Origin of the sequence: Leptotrichia shahii (assembly GCF_008327825.1) — a bacterium.
Lineage (GTDB): Bacteria > Fusobacteriota > Fusobacteriia > Fusobacteriales > Leptotrichiaceae > Leptotrichia > Leptotrichia shahii.
On the sequence record NZ_AP019827.1, the window covers coordinates 1,861,112 to 1,879,933 of the forward strand.

At 30.1% G+C, this 18,822-nt stretch carries 14 protein-coding genes; all 14 read left to right on the plus strand.

All coding sequences use genetic code 11. The features are described from left to right. Nucleotides 1-137: 137 nt before the first annotated feature. The 14 genes from ylqF to F1564_RS08680 all read left to right on the plus strand — a co-directional run bounded on the left by ylqF (nt 138) and on the right by F1564_RS08680 (nt 18,813). Nucleotides 138-1,013 carry a ribosome biogenesis GTPase YlqF gene (gene ylqF / locus F1564_RS08610; protein WP_018450468.1) on the plus strand — a complete coding sequence of 292 codons (876 nt, stop codon included), beginning with the start codon at nt 138-140 and terminating at the stop codon, nt 1,011-1,013. A gap of 14 nt (nt 1,014-1,027) precedes the next feature. Then, a complete protein-coding gene (locus F1564_RS08615; RefSeq protein ID WP_018450467.1) occupies nt 1,028-2,284 on the plus strand; it encodes a glycosyltransferase family 4 protein in 1,257 nt (418 codons plus the stop codon). After that, a complete protein-coding gene (locus tag F1564_RS08620) occupies nt 2,178-3,221 on the plus strand; it encodes a glycosyltransferase family 4 protein (RefSeq protein WP_232053376.1) in 1,044 nt (347 codons plus the stop codon). Before F1564_RS08615 ends, F1564_RS08620 begins: the two co-directional genes overlap by 107 nt. A gap of 251 nt (nt 3,222-3,472) precedes the next feature. After that, nucleotides 3,473-5,212 carry a hypothetical protein gene (locus F1564_RS08625; RefSeq protein ID WP_018450465.1) on the plus strand — a complete coding sequence of 580 codons (1,740 nt, stop codon included), beginning with the start codon at nt 3,473-3,475 and terminating at the stop codon, nt 5,210-5,212. A gap of 77 nt (nt 5,213-5,289) precedes the next feature. Then, nucleotides 5,290-8,460, plus strand: a complete 3,171-nt coding sequence (locus tag F1564_RS08630) for a cellulase family glycosylhydrolase (RefSeq protein ID WP_232053377.1) — start codon at nt 5,290-5,292, stop codon at nt 8,458-8,460. Between the two features lie 963 nt (nt 8,461-9,423). Then, nucleotides 9,424-10,140, plus strand: coding sequence for an isoprenyl transferase (locus tag F1564_RS08640; protein ID WP_018450463.1), 717 nt, complete (start codon nt 9,424-9,426; stop codon nt 10,138-10,140). Then, nucleotides 10,130-11,056, plus strand: coding sequence for a phosphatidate cytidylyltransferase (locus tag F1564_RS08645; protein WP_026231239.1), 927 nt, complete (start codon nt 10,130-10,132; stop codon nt 11,054-11,056). The genes F1564_RS08640 and F1564_RS08645 overlap by 11 nt, the downstream gene beginning before the upstream one ends. Before the next feature lie 181 nt (nt 11,057-11,237). Next, the gene (tyrS, locus tag F1564_RS08650; RefSeq protein WP_018450461.1) at nt 11,238-12,461 is read left to right on the plus strand and encodes a tyrosine--tRNA ligase; all 1,224 of its coding nucleotides are present in this window, start codon (nt 11,238-11,240) and stop codon (nt 12,459-12,461) included. 512 nt (nt 12,462-12,973) lie between these two features. Then, a complete protein-coding gene (gene acpS, locus F1564_RS08655) occupies nt 12,974-13,342 on the plus strand; it encodes a holo-ACP synthase (protein WP_018450460.1) in 369 nt (122 codons plus the stop codon). Between the two features lie 54 nt (nt 13,343-13,396). Then, entirely contained in the window at nt 13,397-14,692 is a 1,296-nt protein-coding gene (locus F1564_RS08660; protein ID WP_018450459.1) for a glutaredoxin, read from the plus strand. Between the two features lie 287 nt (nt 14,693-14,979). Next, nucleotides 14,980-15,795: a toxin-antitoxin system YwqK family antitoxin gene (locus tag F1564_RS08665; RefSeq protein WP_018450458.1), complete on the plus strand. Its 816-nt coding sequence runs from the start codon at nt 14,980-14,982 to the stop codon at nt 15,793-15,795. A 157-nt stretch (nt 15,796-15,952) separates the two neighbouring features. Further along, nucleotides 15,953-16,855, plus strand: a complete 903-nt coding sequence (whiA, locus tag F1564_RS08670; protein WP_018450457.1) for a DNA-binding protein WhiA — start codon at nt 15,953-15,955, stop codon at nt 16,853-16,855. Nucleotides 16,856-16,884: 29 nt separating this feature from the next. Continuing rightward, nucleotides 16,885-17,898 carry a tetraacyldisaccharide 4'-kinase gene (lpxK, locus tag F1564_RS08675; protein WP_018450456.1) on the plus strand — a complete coding sequence of 338 codons (1,014 nt, stop codon included), beginning with the start codon at nt 16,885-16,887 and terminating at the stop codon, nt 17,896-17,898. A gap of 135 nt (nt 17,899-18,033) precedes the next feature. Further along, nucleotides 18,034-18,813: a hypothetical protein gene (locus F1564_RS08680; protein ID WP_018450455.1), complete on the plus strand. Its 780-nt coding sequence runs from the start codon at nt 18,034-18,036 to the stop codon at nt 18,811-18,813. Nucleotides 18,814-18,822 lie beyond the last annotated feature (9 nt).

The window sequence follows — 18,822 nt, forward strand, 5'->3', positions numbered from 1 at the left end:
ATTTTAATACAGACATAATAAACAAAATTTCATTAGAATAAAAATATTTTTTGAGTTTTTATCTTTAATTTTAAAATTAATCTTAAATTTTAGGATTAAAAATAAAAATTTAGAAAGAAAATGGAGAGAATGAAAGAATGAATATAAACTGGTATCCAGGGCATATGAAGAAAACGAAGGATTTGATTGTAGAAAATCTCAAGATAATTGATGTTGTGATTGAGATTTTGGATGCAAGGATTCCGATTTCCAGTAAAAATCCAGATATTTCAAAATTGGCGAATAATAAGAAAAAAATTATTGTGCTTAATAAAGTGGATTTAATTGATAATAAGGAATTGAAAATTTGGGAAGATTATTTTCTGAAAAATAATTTTTCTGACTATTTTGTCCCTTTAAGTGTGGAAAAAGGGACTAATTTTAATGAACTACGAAAAATCACGGATAAAATTTATGCAGAAAAATTGGAGAAGATGAAGAAAAAGGGACTTCGTAAAACTGAAGTAAGGGCAATGATTGTTGGGATTCCTAATGTTGGAAAGTCTAAATTTATAAATAAATTTGTAAATAAAAATAAGGCAAGAGTGGGAAATACTCCAGGATTCACACGTGGGAAGCAATGGATAAAAATTGATGAGAAGCTGGAATTACTAGATACACCAGGAGTTTTATGGCCAAAATTTGAAGATGATGATGTAGCTTATAATTTGGCGATTACTGGTTCGATAAAAGATGATGTGCTGCAGTTGGAGCATATTGCGATAAAATTTTTGAATAAATTAAAAGTTCTTGGAAAAATTGGAGATCTTATAAAGGTTTATAATTTGGAAGAATATACTACAGATGAAGAAATTTTGGGAATGGAAAGTCATAAAATATTGGAGATTCTAGAAAAAAGACTGGGAGTTTCTAAAAATGATGAGCATAATTATGAAATTATTTCAAGAAGATTGATGAGAGATTATAGAATGGCGAAAATTGGAAAGTTCTTTTTGGAGTTTCCTAAGAATTAAAGGAGAATTATAAAATGAGAATCGGAATATTTACTGATACATATAGACCTCAGGTAAATGGAGTTGTCAGCTCGATTATGACACTTGAAAAGGAGCTTAGAAAGCAAGGGCATAAGGTATATATTATTACTACAACTGATCCTGATGCACCTCAGGTAGAACCTAATGTTCTAAGACTTCCAAGTATGGAATTTAAGCCGTTGCCACAGTATAGGTTAGGGATGATTTATTCGGCAAAAATAATAAAAAAAATAAAAAGACTGGAATTGGATATTATTCATTCACAGACAGAATGGGGAGTTGGAACATTTGCGAGATTTGCTGCGATTAATTTGGAAATACCGCTTGTTCATACCTACCATACGTTGTATGAATATTATACTCATTATATTTTTGGATCAAGATTTGTTAAAGCTGGAAAAAAAATCGCAGCTGCAATTAGTAAGTTTTATTGTGAAAAATGTAATGCTTTGATTGTTCCCACAAGAAAAGTTGAGGATATTTTGTATTCTTATGGTGTAGATCAGACAATGAACATTATTCCAACTGGACTAGAACTGGATAAGTTTTATCGTGGAAATTATTCTGACGAAGATTTGGGATTTATGAGAGAAAATTTTGGAATTGACGAAAGTGATTTTCTTTGTGTGTATATTGGACGGATTGCAGAAGAGAAAAGTATAGATTTGTTAATTGACATGTTTTCTAAAATTAAGGATGAAAAATTTAAATTTATGATTGTTGGTCGTGGAAGAATCTTAGATGATTTGAAAAAACAAGCTAAAAAACTTGGAATATCTGATAGAGTTATATTTACTGGGGAAGTGCCGCATGATAAAGTTGCTGCGTATTATCAGATGGGAGATGTATTTTTGAATGCGAGTGTATCAGAAACGCAAGGGCTTACATTTGTGGAAGCAATGGCAGCTAAGACACCTGTTGTAGCAAGATATGACTTAAATTTAGAAGACTTGCTTGTAAAAAATGAAGCAGGACTTGTTTATAAAAATGAAAAGGAATTTATTGATTCTATAATGCTTTTAAAGGAAGATAAGGAATTCAGGGAAAAAATTATTGAAAATGCTTTTGTTGCTTCACAAGATTACACAGCACAAAAATTTGGGGAACGTGTAGAAGCAGTTTATAAAAAAACAATAGAGGAGTATGATAGTCGTGAAAGTTTTACTATATTCAGAGGGGAAAAGTTCCTTCAGCAAATCCGGCGTTGGGCAAGCCTTAAATCATCAGGTAGAAGCCCTTGGAGCAAATAATATTGAAATTACGCAGGATCCTGAAGATGATTATGATTTGGCACATATAAATACAGTTGCACTAAAATCTTATGAAGTATTGAAACAGGCAAAGAAAAAAGGGAAGCCTGTAATTTATCATACACATACAACTTATGAAGATTTTCGTGGAAGTATAAAGGGAAGTTATGTCTTGTCACCAATTATAAAATTTTGGACAAAGAAATTATATAACGAAGCAGATTATTTGATTTCTCCGTCAGAATATACAAAAAATCTTATAAAATCAAAATACTTGGAAAAAGAAAAAGAAATTAGAGTAATTTCAAACGGTGTAAATATAAATAAATTTAATAAAAATGAAGTTTTAAAAGAAAAATTTTTAAATGAATATAAATCAGTATATGACATAAATAAACCCTTAATTATAACAGCTGGACTGCCTTTCGAGAGAAAAGGGATAAAAGATTTTGTAAAAGTGGCACAGGAATGCAGCGATTACCAATTTCTTTGGTTCGGATCATCAAGTGTAAAATCAATGTTGCCTGATAAAATACAAAAAATCATCGAAAATCCGCCAAAAAATCTAATTTTTCCGGGATACGTTGACAAAGATATTCTAATTGGAGCATTTAGTGCGGCTAAAGCATTTTTATTTATGACTTATGAAGAAAATGAGGGAATTGTAGTATTAGAAGCACTTTCAGCAAAATTACCGCTTGTAGTGAGAGATATTCCTGTGTACGAAGACTGGCTGGAAGATGGAAAAACTTGCTTTAAGGCTAGGACTAACGAAGAATTTTGTGAAAAAATAAGAAATATTGTGGAAAACAATGTGGAAAACTTGGATGAAATTATAGAAACTGCCTATAATATTGCCGTAGAGCGGGATTTGCTAAATATAGGAAAAAAATATAAGGAATACTACGAGTATATATTGAATCAAAAAAACAAATAATTTTAATAAATTAAGAAGAGAAAACTGTTGACAACAAATAAGAAAATGGTTTTCTTTTTTATTTACATTAAATTTAATTAAATTTTATAGTATTTATGTAATGCTTTCTTGAAAAATTATAAAAAATCTAGTAAAATATTATTATTAATAGAATATACATTTTGGTTAAAATATAATAATATTTCTAATTTCTAATGTTTAAGTATAAAATTATAAAAAAGAGATTTGCAGAATTAAGGGAGAACAGAATTATGAAAAAATTACATATTTTAAGTACAATGATGCTGTCAGCAGCAACTGCAATGGCTCAGGAAATAAAGATAAATGGGGGCTGGGACTTTGACAGGGCATATAAAAATGATTTAACTAAACATCATAAGGGGCTTTCAAATACCAGCTATGATTATAAATTCAAAAACGGTCCTGTTGCAGGAATAGAGTGGTTATTTGACAATCAAGGAAGGCTTGAACTAGGAATTGGTGCGGAACATAAGTTTTCTGTGAAATCTTCAGCCTTAAAAGATAAGAATGAAATGAAAATGTATGAAATAACACCAATGTACTTAACAAGTAAATATAATTTAATAACTTCTAAAGAAGGAAATGATCTTGTTTACCTTATTGGAAGAGTAGGGTATGCTAAGGCTAAAGCTGGAAGAGATAATAAAGAAGATTTGAATGATAAAGATTTTCATGGTGGACTTTATTATGCCGGCGGTCTAGGTACTCAAGTCGGTCCCGTTTCAATCGAAGCATTATATGAAAGGTCAAATTTACGATATGATAAAATGAATTTAGGTAATATAAACAGAAATAATATAAATACCCTAAATAATTTTAAAAAGACTAAAGATAATATAAATACAGTTGGTGTAAGGGTAGGATACAGTATCGGAAATATCAAAAATTTACCAAAGAAAAAAAATGAAACTGTACCTTTTGATCCTTTTAGAACTGATATTTTTGCTAAAACAGGAGATATGCAGTATACTACAGATAAAATTCAGAAAAGAAAATGGAATGGCGGAGAACTTAGATTAAATGCAGGATATAATTTTAAGAACAGATATAATGTCCAGCCAGAGCAATTTTTAGGAACAGGAATGAAAAATAATAAATGGCAGTCTGCAAAATCAGATTTTGATACTAAAAAGATGCCTGTTGCTGGCTTAGAATATTTATTTGATAATCAGGGAATTGTTGAACTAGGTCTAGGTGTTGAACAAAAATTCTATGATATTACAGCTTTTTTTAATGATAAAAATCAAAAACATGTTTTAAGAACCTATTCCGCTTATGCTACAACAAAAATTAACTTAGTAAATAATAAAGGTAATAATCTTCTTTATGCTGTTGGACGAATAGGATATGTACATGGTGAAATAAAGGAAGAGAACTTTAACAGGAAAGATCTTCGGGGCGGTCTTTACTACGCTGGAGGATTAGGTACAGAATTAGGACCTGTTTCCATAGAAGCCCTTTACGAAAGGTCAAATTTTAAATATCAGCCAGAAGATATTATCAATCCTATAAAAACTAAAAGTAAAATTGACACATTTGGTATAAGAGTAGGATACAGAATAGGAAGTATAAAAAATAAACCTAAAATAAAAGAAGTTAAGACAGCAGGCTATGCCTATAATGACATACCAGAAGAAGATAGAATAGATATAGCTAATAATTTGAAAGATAAAAGTAATGAAGTTTTAACTTCTAGAAAGAATCCTATAAAAAGGCAAAAATCTTTGGAAAGTGAAACAAAGGAAGCTAGAGTGGCAGACTATTATACCTATAATGATATACCAGAAGAAGACAGGATAGATATAGCTGGTAATTTAAAAGGAAAAAGCAATACTGTTTCAACTTTAAAAAAAGGTACTATAAAAAGAGAAAAATATTTTGAAGATGAGATAAAAAAAGAAAATGCTAAAACTGTATCTAAAGAAGATTCCATAGATATAATCAATAATTTAAGTTTTAACAGATTATAAAATTACAAATTTTCTAAAAAGAAAAAATCTAACTATAATGTGAAGTTGAAACATTAATTTTGGGAAGGAGATAGAAAATGAAAAAAATTATAGTTGCTGGGCTACTCCTAATTTTTATGAGTTTTTCAATAATGGCTGAAAATATAGGTAATGTGTCTTCTTCAGTAAATGAAGTAAAATCGCATAATGAGATATTATTGAAATGTTTAAATATAGCGGAAGAAAGTGCACAAGAAACTGGAATAACTGAAAATAATGGCAATAATATATTTTTAAAATGTTTAAATTTTGAAAATAGTAGTGAAAATACAGTTACAACAAATAAAATTAGCTCTAAAGATATATTGCTGGAATGTTTAAATACAAATGAAAATACAGCAGGTGAAGCAGAAAAAAATGGAAATTCTGATGAAAAAATACTGAAATGTTCAAATATAGTTAGAATAATTAATGCAAATGAATTACTTCAAACAGATAAAATTGGAGGCATTAACGGCATACAGCTGAAATGTTCAAATACAGTAAAAAATGGAAATAAAGCTGAAATACCAATATCAGGCAGCATCGGTTCAAATAATATAATATTAAAATGTTCCAGTGTTTCTGAAAATCTTCCGAAAAATGAAACAGTAATAAATAGTGGCGAAACATCTAATTCAAATGAAATAACTCTAAAATGTTCAAATATAGTTAGAGTTGTTGATGGGAATAAAGTTTTTCCAGACAACCCAGAAAATAGCGATGCAGTAATATTAAACTGTTCAGATGCAACGGAAAAAAACAGCAATATTATTGGAAATATAGAACAACCAAAAGGAAATTTAGGATCTTCAGGAGGTAATATAGGAGGGAAAGTTCCTATTGGGCCTATTATTGGCGGAGTGGCAGGAGCTTCTGCTGTCGGAGCAATTATTGGCGGAATTGGACATCATGGTGGTGGTGACAACGGCAGTTCTAGCCCTTCAAAAGGTGGCAGCGGAAAAGACGGAAATTCCAAGCCTCCAAAAAATGGTGGCGGAAAAGATGACGCTTCCAATCCTAAAAAAGAAAAGAAAGATGATCCCAAAATACATAATGTGAGAGGAATTGGAATACAGCCTGTCAATCCTTTTTGGAGAAATAATCTTCAAGAAGCAGAAGATTCTTATTCAAAAATAGCAAAGGTAGGATTCCAATGGGTAAGAATTACAGCTTCATGGCATAGAATCCAATCTAAAAAAAATGGAGGATATGATTGGCAAGACATAGATGATGCTGTCGCTCTTGCAAAAAAATATAACTTGAAAGTTCTAATGCAGATAAGCGGCGCTCCTGAATGGGCAACAGGAGCAGACAAACTTTCTGCTGCTGAAAAAAATGCGTTAAATGCAAGAAAAATTTGGGTAGCATCATTTGCTCCGCTTCCACAGTATGATAATGATTTTTCAAACTTTGTAACTGCATTGGTAAAAAGATATGCTACAAAGGGAGTAATCGACTATGAATTTTGGAATGAACCAGGAAATCCTGAATTTTGGCATGATACTATTCAAAATCCCAAGCCGAATCCTGAACATTATACTAATTTGCTGAAAATAGCATATACAGCGGCACATAATGCCCATGATGATGTAAATATTATGGCTGGTGGTATGACGGTAGGAAGCAGCAATAGTTCAACAGGGTATATCGGGCCTATGGAATTTTTGGAGAGAATGTACAGGGCTGGGGCAAAAGGATATTTTGATGGTGTATCACACCATCCTTATGGAATTTATGCTAGAACTTTTCGGGATAATGGCTGGGCAAATATGATAGGTGATGTTGTAAAACCTGGTGGAGGAGAAAAAACATTATATCAGATAATGTCAGAGAATGGCGATGGAAATAAAAAAATATGGCCTTCAGAAGTAGGACTGGATGCTGCTTACCCTGGAGTCGATGAAATAAAACAGGCTAATGTAATAAGTCAAATTTTAGGATGGTATCAAAAATCGAACATATTTGGGCCTCTTATTTTGTATCAGGCAAAAGACAGAAAGCCTTATATTACTTCAGGAGTAGTGGATAGGGACAATAATGGGGATGGCTGGCTTGACGTAAACATCGACACAAATGGGGATGGTATTCCTGATGCAAATATTGATGCGGACAATAATGGACGTCCTGATATACTGGATGCGGCAGATCCTGAAAATTATTTTGGAATTTGGAAGTCAGACGGCACTGAAAAAAAAGCAGTAGATGTAATCCGAAGATTTATTAATAATAAGACAATATCTTCACCAGCTCCGCTTACAAATGGATGTGACAGTGCCACAGATGCGTCAGGGCAATGGAAGAGTGTAAAATGCTGGGAATTTAAAGACCGAAATATTCCTTCTGACTGGCAAAGTAAAAGAATCATTAATCATTTGGACAGTCATTTGACTTATCTGCCAAACAACATCAGTCTGGATGGCGATCACGTCAAAATTACTACACGACGTCATTGCGTTAATAGAAAAGGCGATCCCCTGACTGATGCAAATGCAACTACAGGTGTATGTCCTGCAGGTAAGGTTACCCAATATTCAAGCGGTAGGCTTGAATCTAATAAGCTTGTAGATGCTTCTAAGCCGTTCCGTGCAGAAATACGTGCCAAAATGAACTGGAATCATCTGCAAGGAATGCGTACAGCTCTCTGGATGCAGAAACAGCAAAATGATGTGGATACGCCTATTTGTAAAAATCCAGGCGGAAGCGCCCCTTACGGTTCACTATTAATTTTGGAATGGTTTGCAAGTACTCCTAGTTATGCATGGCCTGCAACTAATATCAGCTGTTATTACAGCCAAGTCAATCACGAGTGGACTCCACGTGGTTTTACTCATCGTCTTGAAAATATTGTTGGCGGACATAGTGAATCATTGACACATGAATGGCATGTCTGGGCAATTGAATTTGATGGAACAAAGGTACGTTATTACATGGATGGAAGAATGATTCCTGTTGTTCATTATCGTATTAAGGATGCTCAACGTATTAGTGTGGTTGACAATACTAGATACGATCAATATGGCAACTATCTTTCTACTATGCCAGATGAAGACTTTAGCAAACTGAATATTCCTTCTGCTTTAGTTAAACAAGGATTTGAGAATGATAAATGGCATTTCATTTTTAATGACTATGTGGAATGGGAATCAGGATTGAATCCACCTTCTGAGCATTCTCCATTCCCAGTTCAAACTACAGAGATTGATTATGTTCGATTGTATCAAAAATAGTTGATGCCGCTCTATTTCAGGTTGCCTAAATGTGCTTGATTTCATATGCTTTTAGGCAACTTAATTGCTGTCCTATGGACACATAGGATGGCAATGGTTAGAGTAAATAAAATAAGAAAAAACTATTATCAAAGAAATATGTATATACAAAAATAAAACTTTAAAAATTAAAATTTTTATAGTATAATACTTCTATATACAAATGTAATTAGGAAAGTAGGCTTTAAAAATGAAAAATAATATCAAAAAATTTATGAAATTAAAGTCATTTTTTTAGGGTTATGCTATTATGTAACTTATGTAATTATTAAAATGTCCTTTAATTAAATTTATCATTAAATATCCATATAAGGGATTTTCATTTGGATTTTGAAACTGCTTATTATTAATAAATATTTTTTCATAATTCTATGTTTTTTCTTTTTACAAGGCAAGGGAAATCACGACATTATATATTAAATTAAAAAGATTATCATATTTAAGTTCTTAAATTCAAAAAATATTAAATAAGCAAAATTTTGTTAAAGAGAAAATTTTTATAAAACTAAAACTTATTTACGTAAAAATAATTCTTATTTGCGAAAGTGAGCGTAGTTTTTACGAAGCCTTAATTTTCTTGAAACAGCTTCATCTGGAACAATCATAGAAGAAGGAGTGCCTGAAGAAATTTTTAAAAACTCTGGAAGTGAAAGATTGCAAAACTTCCTAAGAAGATATTACGATAACGAGACCGATGTTTATTCAATTTAAAAAATTAAAAAAATGTGTGCGTAAATTTCAGGAAAGAGAAAAGAAAGTTAGGGTAACAATTGATATAGTTTTTAAAAAGGCTTAGTATACTTGGAAGTGGAATTTTGGGGATTCTGCTTCTTTTTTATGTAATAATTTTATAAATACCTTGAAAAATAATGATTTGGCTGTTATAATTATAGCAATAATATTTTTATTCTTGAAAGGAATAATATGGATAGAGATAAACTGGTAATTCCTAGGCATATTGCAATTATTATGGATGGAAATGGCAGATGGGCTAAGGAACGTGGAAAAATTCGACTAGAAGGGCATAGAGCTGGGGCAAGAACCCTTGAGAAAATTTTAAAATATGCTGGGGAAATTGGAGTAAAATATTTGACTGTTTACGCTTTTTCAACTGAGAACTGGAAACGTCCGCAAAAGGAAGTAAATGGTCTTATGGATTTATTTGGAAAATATTTGGACAAAGAGAAAAAAAATTTGAAAAAACAAGGCGTGAAGTTGGCTGTAACAGGAGAAAAGGAAAATATTTCTCCAAAACTTCTAAAAAAGATTGAAGACACACAAAAATTTTTGGAAGACTGTGATAGAATAACTTTTAACATTGCTTTTAATTATGGCGGAAGAAGGGAAATTGTAAGTGCAGTAAATAAAATTTTGGATGAAAATAAAACAAAAAAACTTGAAAACATTACAGAAGAAGAGTTTTCTCGATATATGTATCGTCCAGAAATTCCAGATCCAGAACTTGTGATACGGACAAGCGGAGAATTTAGAATAAGTAATTTTTTACTTTGGGAAATTGCCTATTCGGAATTTTACATAACAAATGTTTATTGGCCTGACTTTGATGAAAAAGAATTAGATAAAGCGATTTTATCCTTTAATAAAAGGGATAGAAGATACGGAGGACTGAATGTTAAGTAGATTATTTATTATTTTGTTATTTGTACCTTTCCTTTTATGGATATTTCTAAAGGGGAATGTAATGTTTCTAATTTTTACGCTTGTAATAATTGGGATGTCCCTCTTTGAATTTTATAAAATGTTAAAGGATAAAGGCTTTGAAGTAGCAAGCAGGATTGGAATGGGACTTGGATTATTTTTGCCTGTTGCAATATATTTTCAGGAAAATTCTAAAAATATTTTTTCATATTTTAAATTTGAATTTTTCAAGCAAATTAACTTTGATATGGGAGGATTCATTGTATTTGCAATAATTCTTCTGTCGTTAAGACAAGTTTTAAAAGTAAAAATTCAAAATGCAATGGCAGAAATTTCCTATACTTTATTTGGAATAATTTATGTTTCATATTTATTTTCACATATTTTATTAATAAAATACGAATTTCCAAATGGGAATATTTTAGTTGTAATGACATTTTTGCTAATTTGGGCATGTGATATTTCAGCTTACCTTGTTGGAATGGCAATTGGCGGAAAAATATTTAAGCATAGACTAGCTCCAAAAATCAGTCCAAAAAAATCAATTGAAGGTGCAATCGCGGGAATTTTAGGGGTGTTTTTAGTAATTTTATCTTTTGATAAAATATATTTATTTATAGCAAATTTTGTCTGCGGAATTTCATTTCTAACAAAAACTTGTTCAGTAAATTATGACTATGTCGCAATTAGCGGTTTAAAAGCCTTTATTTTGGCACTTGCAATTGGAGTTTTTGCCGAGCTGGGAGATTTGGTGGAATCTAAAATAAAAAGAGAACTGGAAGTAAAGGATTCTGGAAACTTGCTTCTAGGACACGGTGGATTTTTGGATAGATTTGACAGTGCGTTATTTGTATTGCCAATTGTGTATTATTTTATGAAATATGTGGCGTATTTATAATTTATATTTGTAAAAATAAAGTTACTGAAAATTTAAAAACAAGTATATTTATTGAAACAAGGAGGCTAGAAACCCCTATCAGAGAGTGGAGAAAAATAATAAAATCAAACATTAAAAAATAATTTTTATACTTTTACAAATAGATATAAAATAAAAAATAAGAAGGAGAAAAAATAATAAAATGACAGAATTAGAAATTAAACAAGAAGTAGAGAGACAATTTAATATTTTGAGTCGTGGATGCGATGAAATAATTAATGAAAATGAATTTAAGAAAAAGTTGGAAAAATCAATTTCAACAAATACTCCATTAAGAGTAAAATTAGGGATTGATCCAACTGGGTCTGATTTGCACTTGGGACATGCGGTACCTTTGAGAAAATTGAAACAGTTTCAAGATTTGGGACACGATGTGTTTTTCCTGATTGGAACTTTTACTGGAAGAATTGGGGATCCGACTGGAAAATCAGAAACTAGAAAAATGTTATCAGAAGAACAAGTTATGGAAAATATTAAAACATATCTGGATCAAGTAAAATTGATATTGGATTTGGATAAAATTAATGTTGTTTACAATGCTGACTGGTTGGAAAAATTATCCCTATCAGATGCGTTGAATTTGTTATCGCAATTTACAGTTTCGCAAATGATTTCGAGAGAGGATTTTTCAAAAAGATTGTCTGAAAATAAGCCAGTTTCACTGATTGAGTTTATGTATCCGATTTTACAAGGGTATGATTCAGTAGAATTACATGCAGATGTAGAATTAGGTGCGACTGAACAAAAATTCAATTTGTTAAGAGGAAGAGATTTGCAGAAAAACTTTGGTCAAGAGCAACAAATTTGTATGATAATGCCAATTTTGGTCGGACTTGATGGAGTGGAAAAAATGTCTAAATCATTAGGAAACTATATTGGTGTAAAAGATACTCCAAATGATATGTTTGGAAAAGTTATGTCAATTTCAGATGAACTAATGGAAAATTACTACACAATGATAACGGATGTTCCTTTTGAGAAAATTGAAGAAATCAAGACTCAAATCGCAGATGGAAGTTTACATCCAATGGAAGCTAAAAAACAATTGGGAGCAGAAGTTGTAAAAATTTACTACGGTGAAGAAGCTGCTAAAGAAGCGAGAAATTGGTTTGAAAATGTATTCAGTAAGAGAAATCTTGATGTAGAATTACCAGAAGTGGAAATTCCTTATGGAGAAATTAATGTAATTGACTTGCTTGTAAAAGAAGCAAAATTACTTGGAGGAACAAGTGAAGCAAGAAGGCTAATTTCACAAGGTGGATTCAAAATAAATGATGAAGCGATAAAAGATATTAAGGCAATTGTAAATGTCGAAAGCGGAATGATTATTAGGGCTGGGAAAAAGAAAATTGTGAAAGTGAAATAGTAAATTTTGACAAATAAAAAATCTCTATTTAAGAATCATTTTTTCTTATGTAGAGTTTTTTTTATAAATTAACACTAAACTCTGTTTAAATAACGAATTTATTACAAACTTTTCTAGTAAAAGATAAAAACCTAATATTTCAAGTAATTTAAGATATAATTTTCCTCTTTTAAACAGATTCTAATATAAACTAGCCATAGGTTATTGCATAGCAATCTTGCCAAATATTTTCATTATCAGGATAAATCTTTACTGCAAGATAAGGTTTTGCGGCAATGAGCAATCCTACGAAAATAAAAAAGAAAAAATATAACAATATGGAAAAATATTTATTAATCAAAATAACTGAAAAATAATAAAAAACAATTTAGTTAAATAATTTTGAATTAGCTATCAAACAATACTATTATAAGAATTAATTTCTATTTTTAAATGAGTTTTATTATAAATTTTGTGTTTTTAAAAATTTGTAGTATAATCTAACAATAGCAAGTTTCAAAAAGGAGATAAATATGAAAATATATGGTATTGGGACAGATATTATTGAAATATCCCGAATTGAAAAGGCGATTAAGCAGACAAGCCTTTTTAAAAGAAAAGTTTATACAAAAAAGGAAATTGAGCATATTGAGAAAAAGAAACATCCGTATTCTAGTTATGCGGGGAGATTTGCAGCGAAAGAGGCAGTTTCTAAGGCATTTGGAACTGGGGTACATGGATTTTCGCTAAGTGATATTGAGATTTTGAATGATGAGTTGGGAAAGCCTTATGTGACACTTTATAACAAGATAAAGCAAAAGGCTTTTGGGATGACGATTCAGATTAGCATTTCACATAGCAGAGAATATGCGGTTAGTACGGTTATTATTTATAAGGAATAGAAAAATTTTAAAATAAAAGAATAAAAGTTAGAAAAAAGAAAGGTGTGAAAAAGTATGTTTTGGAGAAATGATTTTAGAGATGAAGTAGGAAAAAGCAGAGTTTTTGCATTGCTAATTATGATTTTGGGATTATTTTTTATAAATCAAATTAATTATTCTGCTGGGAATAGTCAAGTAAAAAAGGTAAAAATTGAGTATTTTGGGAGAAAAGATTGTAAGAATTGTGCGAATTTGGAAAAGTTTTTGAAGGAATTGTCAACTAAAAGGAATGATTTTGAGTATGTGGAGCATAAGATTGATGAAAGTAAGGATGAAAAGGCATTTTTTGATGAAACTGCGACAAAGTTGAAACTTGTAAAGGGAACTCCGATTATTTATGTTGATGGGCATATCATTCAAGGGTTTAATACAGCAGAAACTACTGGAAAGGAAATTGAAGGGCTGATAGATTCTGGAAAAACTAAAGATAAGATTTTGAGTTTGAAGGAATATGTGGAAAGCGGGCAAGCTGGAAAGGGGAGTGTGAGCAGTAATGGTGCGGTTTGTACTGGAGATAAAGTTTGTGAAATTCCAGGACTTACAAAAGGCGCTGAACATCAGGTGCTTGTAAATATTCCAATTATTAATAAGACGATTGACTTGACAAATTATTCTTTATTGACAATGTCAATAATTCTAGGAACAATTGATGGATTTAATCCTTGTGCTATGTGGGTTTTGGTTTTATTTTTGACGGCCTTAATTGCAGTTGGAAATAAAGTCAAGATGTTTAGAGTAGCTGGGTTATTTATTTTAGCGGAAGCTGTTATGTATTTTTTGATTTTAAATGCATGGATTTATACTTGGGATTTTGTAGGTTTGGATAAATGGGTAACTCCAATTGTCGGGATTGTCGGAATAGCTGGAGGAATTTTCTTTATTAAAAATTATTTGAAGAAAGGCGATACTTTAGAATGTGAAGTGACAGATTTGGAGCAAAGAGCAAAAATTTCAAGAAAAGTAAAAGATATAGCTAATAAGCCATTTACATTGCTTACAGCACTTGCAATAATTGGATTGGCACTCTCTGTAAATGTAATAGAGTTTGCCTGTTCAATTGGAATTCCGCAAACATATACAAAAATTCTTCAAATAAACGAAGTTCCCTTTTGGGCAAGACAATTTTATACATTTATTTATATAATTGGCTATATGGTAGACGATATAATAGTTTTCGGTTTTGCATTAATGAGCATAAATAAATTGCAATTAACTACAAAATATTCAAAATGGGTAAATTTATTTGGTGGAATTTTGATGATTATTTTGGGACTGATAATGCTGATTAAACCAAGTTTACTTATAATGTAGCTTAATAGGCGAGTACAAAAGTATAAATGATAAATATTGAATAACAGCAGCATTTATAATCACAAGGGGGCAAGACCCCTTGTTAGAGAGTAAAGAAAAACAGGAAAGTCAAACAAAAAAAGTATTGTGTTTATTGAAATTCTTATACTTTTACAAATGGATAATATAACTTAAAATTGGAAGAAAAAATAATTTAGTTTAAAAAATGTGAAAAATTTGTTATAATGTAAAAAGGTAAATTGATAAAATAAAAAAACAAATTTTATAAAATAATAGGAGATTGGAAAATGAAAAAAAATAATAGCCAAAAAATACTATTTATTGCTGGAATGATGATACTTTCAGCAGTTGCTTACGGAAAAGATGTATTTGCAAATTATGGAACAAATTTTGGAAAAGTTAGGTTATCCCAGCTTAGTTCTCCAAATATGGAAGATGTGAAAAGATTAGATCCCAGTACTTATGAATTGACAGGAAGTGGAGAATATAGAATTATGGAAGAGGGCGGAAGAAGACTTGTTGTTAATTTAAATAATGGAATATTAAATGGGAAATATGATGAATATTACGCAAATGGAAATAGATTTACATTGGGAAATTATATAAATGGGAAAAAAGAAGGAGAATGGACAGTTTATACTGAAAACGGACAAGTTTGGAAAAAATATCAGTATAAAAATGATCAGTTAGATGGACGTTATATTTCATATTATGCAAAAACAGGAGCTCAAGAAACAGTTGGAAATTATGAAAATGGGAAAATGACAGGAACTTGGACTGAATATTATGAAAATAGTGCAAGAAAATCACAAGGAAACTATTTAAATGGACAAAAAAATGGATTATTTACTGAATGGAATACGAACGGAGGTAAAAAATCTGAAATTAATTATGTAAATGATGAAGTAGATGGAAAAATGAATGTTTATTATGAAAATGGAAGACTTTTGTATGAAGCAAATTTAAATGGGGAAACTGGAACTGTAAAAGGATATTATACAAATGGAAGCCTTGGATTCGAGGGAAGCATTAAAGGAAGAAGAAGAACGGGAACTTGGACTTACTATGATAAGGCAGGAAATCCTAGAAAAATAAATTATTAGATCTGTCTGATAGCAGTATTTATAATCGTATAATCACAAGGGAGGTCAAGACCCCTTGTTAGAGAACAGAGAAAAATAAGAACTTAAAAATACAGTGTTTATCGTAATCTTTAGACTTTTATAAATAGCTAGATGAAAATGTAAAGGAGGCGGGGAATTGTCGTATTCAGCAAATGTAAAAAGGGAAATCTTTAATTTGGAAAATTCAGATAAAAATACTGTTTATGCAGAGCTTTTTGGAATTTTTATTGCAAAGAATGTAATTACAGAACATGGAATTTATTTTAGTACTGAAAATGTGTCGCTTGCTAAAAGAATTTATTCAAATTTACGGGCAGCAACAAATATCCCAATTCAACTAAAATATGTTATTAGTAAGCGTCTTGGAACACACAAGATGTATGAAGTGATACTTTTCCCAACGCAGCACAATCAACAGGAATACAAATCATTTTTAAAAAAAATATATTTTCACAAAAATTTTGCAGTTGTGGAGAATGAAAAACAGCTGGCTGGTATAATCAGAGGTTTTTTCCTTAGCTGTGGATATATAAAGTCTCCAGAAAAGGCTTATGCGATGGATTTTTTTGTGGATAGCGAGGATTCCGCCACTTATTTGTATTATTTGTTTAAGCAGATGGGGAAAAAGGTCTTTCAGACGAAGAAAAAAAATAAGAGCCTTGTTTATTTACGAAATTCAGAGGATATTCTTGATATAATTTTTTTAATTGGCGGAATAAATTCATTTTTTGAATTTGAGGAAGTTACGATAAATAAGGAAATTCGGAATAAAATTAATAGGAATATGAACTGGGAAATTGCAAATGAAACGAAAAAATTGTCAGCTTCCGAAAAGCAGATTCGCATGATAAAAGTAATTGATCAAAAATTGGGGCTTTCTGAACTGACAGATGTATTGAGTGAAACGGCAAAAGTGCGGCTGAAAAACCAGGAAATGTCTTTGCAGGAGTTGGCAGACTTAATGGAAATTTCCAAATCTGGAATAAAAAACCGATTTAGAAGGCTGGAAACAATTTACAAAGGATTAGTGGAAAATTAATTTAGAAAAATTAGATTGAGGAAAGATTAATGAAATTATTATCAATTATATATGGATTTATCGTATTTTTACGAAATAAACTTTATGATTTAAAAATTTTTAAGGAAAAAAAAGTTGATGGAGTGAAAATAATTTGCATTGGAAATATTGTAGCAGGCGGGACTGGAAAAACTCCAGCTGTGCAGTATTTTGTTCAAAAATATTTAGAAAAAAATAAAAAAGTTGGAATTTTGAGCCGAGGCTACAAGGGAAAACGGAAAACAGATTTATTGCTCGTGCGAGATGAAAAAAAGATTTATGCTAATCCCAAAGAATCAGGAGATGAAGCCTATTTACATGCCTTAAATTTTCAAATTCCTGTCGTAGTTTGTAAAAACCGTTACAAAGGTGCAATTTTTCTAAAGGAAAAATGTGGTGTGGAAACAATTATTATGGATGATGGCTTTCAGCATAGAAAATTGAAGAAAAATAAAAATATAATTTTGATTGATGCTACAAATCCTTTTGGAATGGACAATTATTTGCCAAAAGGTCGATTACGGGAATCACTTGATGCTTTGAAAAGGGCTGATGAAATTATTATTACGAAAAGTAACTATGTTTCAAAAGAAGAAATTGGGAAAATTAGGGAAAGACTGGCAAAATATGAAAAAACAATTTCTATTGCTACTTTTGAGGAAAGTTATTTTTACAAATTAAACTTTGAAAATGGAAAAAAATTTGATAAAATAAATAATGAAAACAACATAGGAAATGAAAAATTTCCATTGGAAATTATTAAAAATAAAAATGTACTAATTTTTTCTTCAATAGCAAATCCAGCTGTATTTTATCAAACAATAAAAAAATTAAACCCAAGTAAGATTGATGAAATAAAATTTACAGATCATCACACTTATACAAATGAAGAAATTTTGGAAATAAAGGAAGAAGCAAAAAGTTATGATTATGTTTTGACAACAGAAAAGGATATTGTGAAAATTGATGAAAATATAGAAAATTTAATGATTTTGAAAATGGAATTTAAAATTATTGAAAAATAAAGTGAATTTACGGTTTTTATGAAATAAAACTTTACAAAATTTTAAAAATAAAAGTTATAAAAAAATATTGTAATTATTAGGAATTTTAGACTTTTACAAAGATTAGAAATAAAAGCAGGAGGGAGGAATTAAATTTTGACTGAAACTAAAAGGTTGGAAAGTAAAAATATATTTTCAAATATAGAAAATTTTTCACAATTTATTTTAAAATATAAAAATAATTTTGAAAAACAAAAATACTTCCAGCTTGATAAAAATTTTAAAATAACAGGCAAAGAACCATCATTTATATTAGAACTGGCATATATTTATTTTTGTGAAAACGAAAAAAATGAAAATATAAAGCAAATCATAAGTGAACAATTTTTGGAAACATTTAAGGAAAAAAATAAAAAAATAGAACGGTTAAGCAAAGTTGAACTGTCAAAATTAATAGATGGATTTAGAAGAAGCATTTTTAACAAAGAGTCGATTTATGCTGTAAAATTGGGAAATGAACTGCTACATCGAGATAAAAATAAATTTTTTGAAATTTTGTATAACTATTCTTTAATTTCAACTGATACGAATAAACTTGTAAAAACTTTTTTTGCAGAAAAAATGATAGAAAAGATAGAGGCTGAAAATGGCTCGAAATTTAATGAAATTCGTGATAAAATAGACGAGATAATAAAAAATATTATAAATTACTTTACAAAATCCGATTTAACTTTTCTAAATTTTGAAAATGTGGAAAACTTAAACTATTTTGTGGAAAATCAAGCTGATGAACTTTACAAAAAAATTTATGTGGAAAATTACGATAAAATTATGGAAAAGTATAATATTCAGAATGTCGAAAAAATTGAATTTAACAAGAATTATGATTTTAAAAATTTAAGTGAAAGTAAAAAAATATTATATAAATATATATAAAAAGAAAGG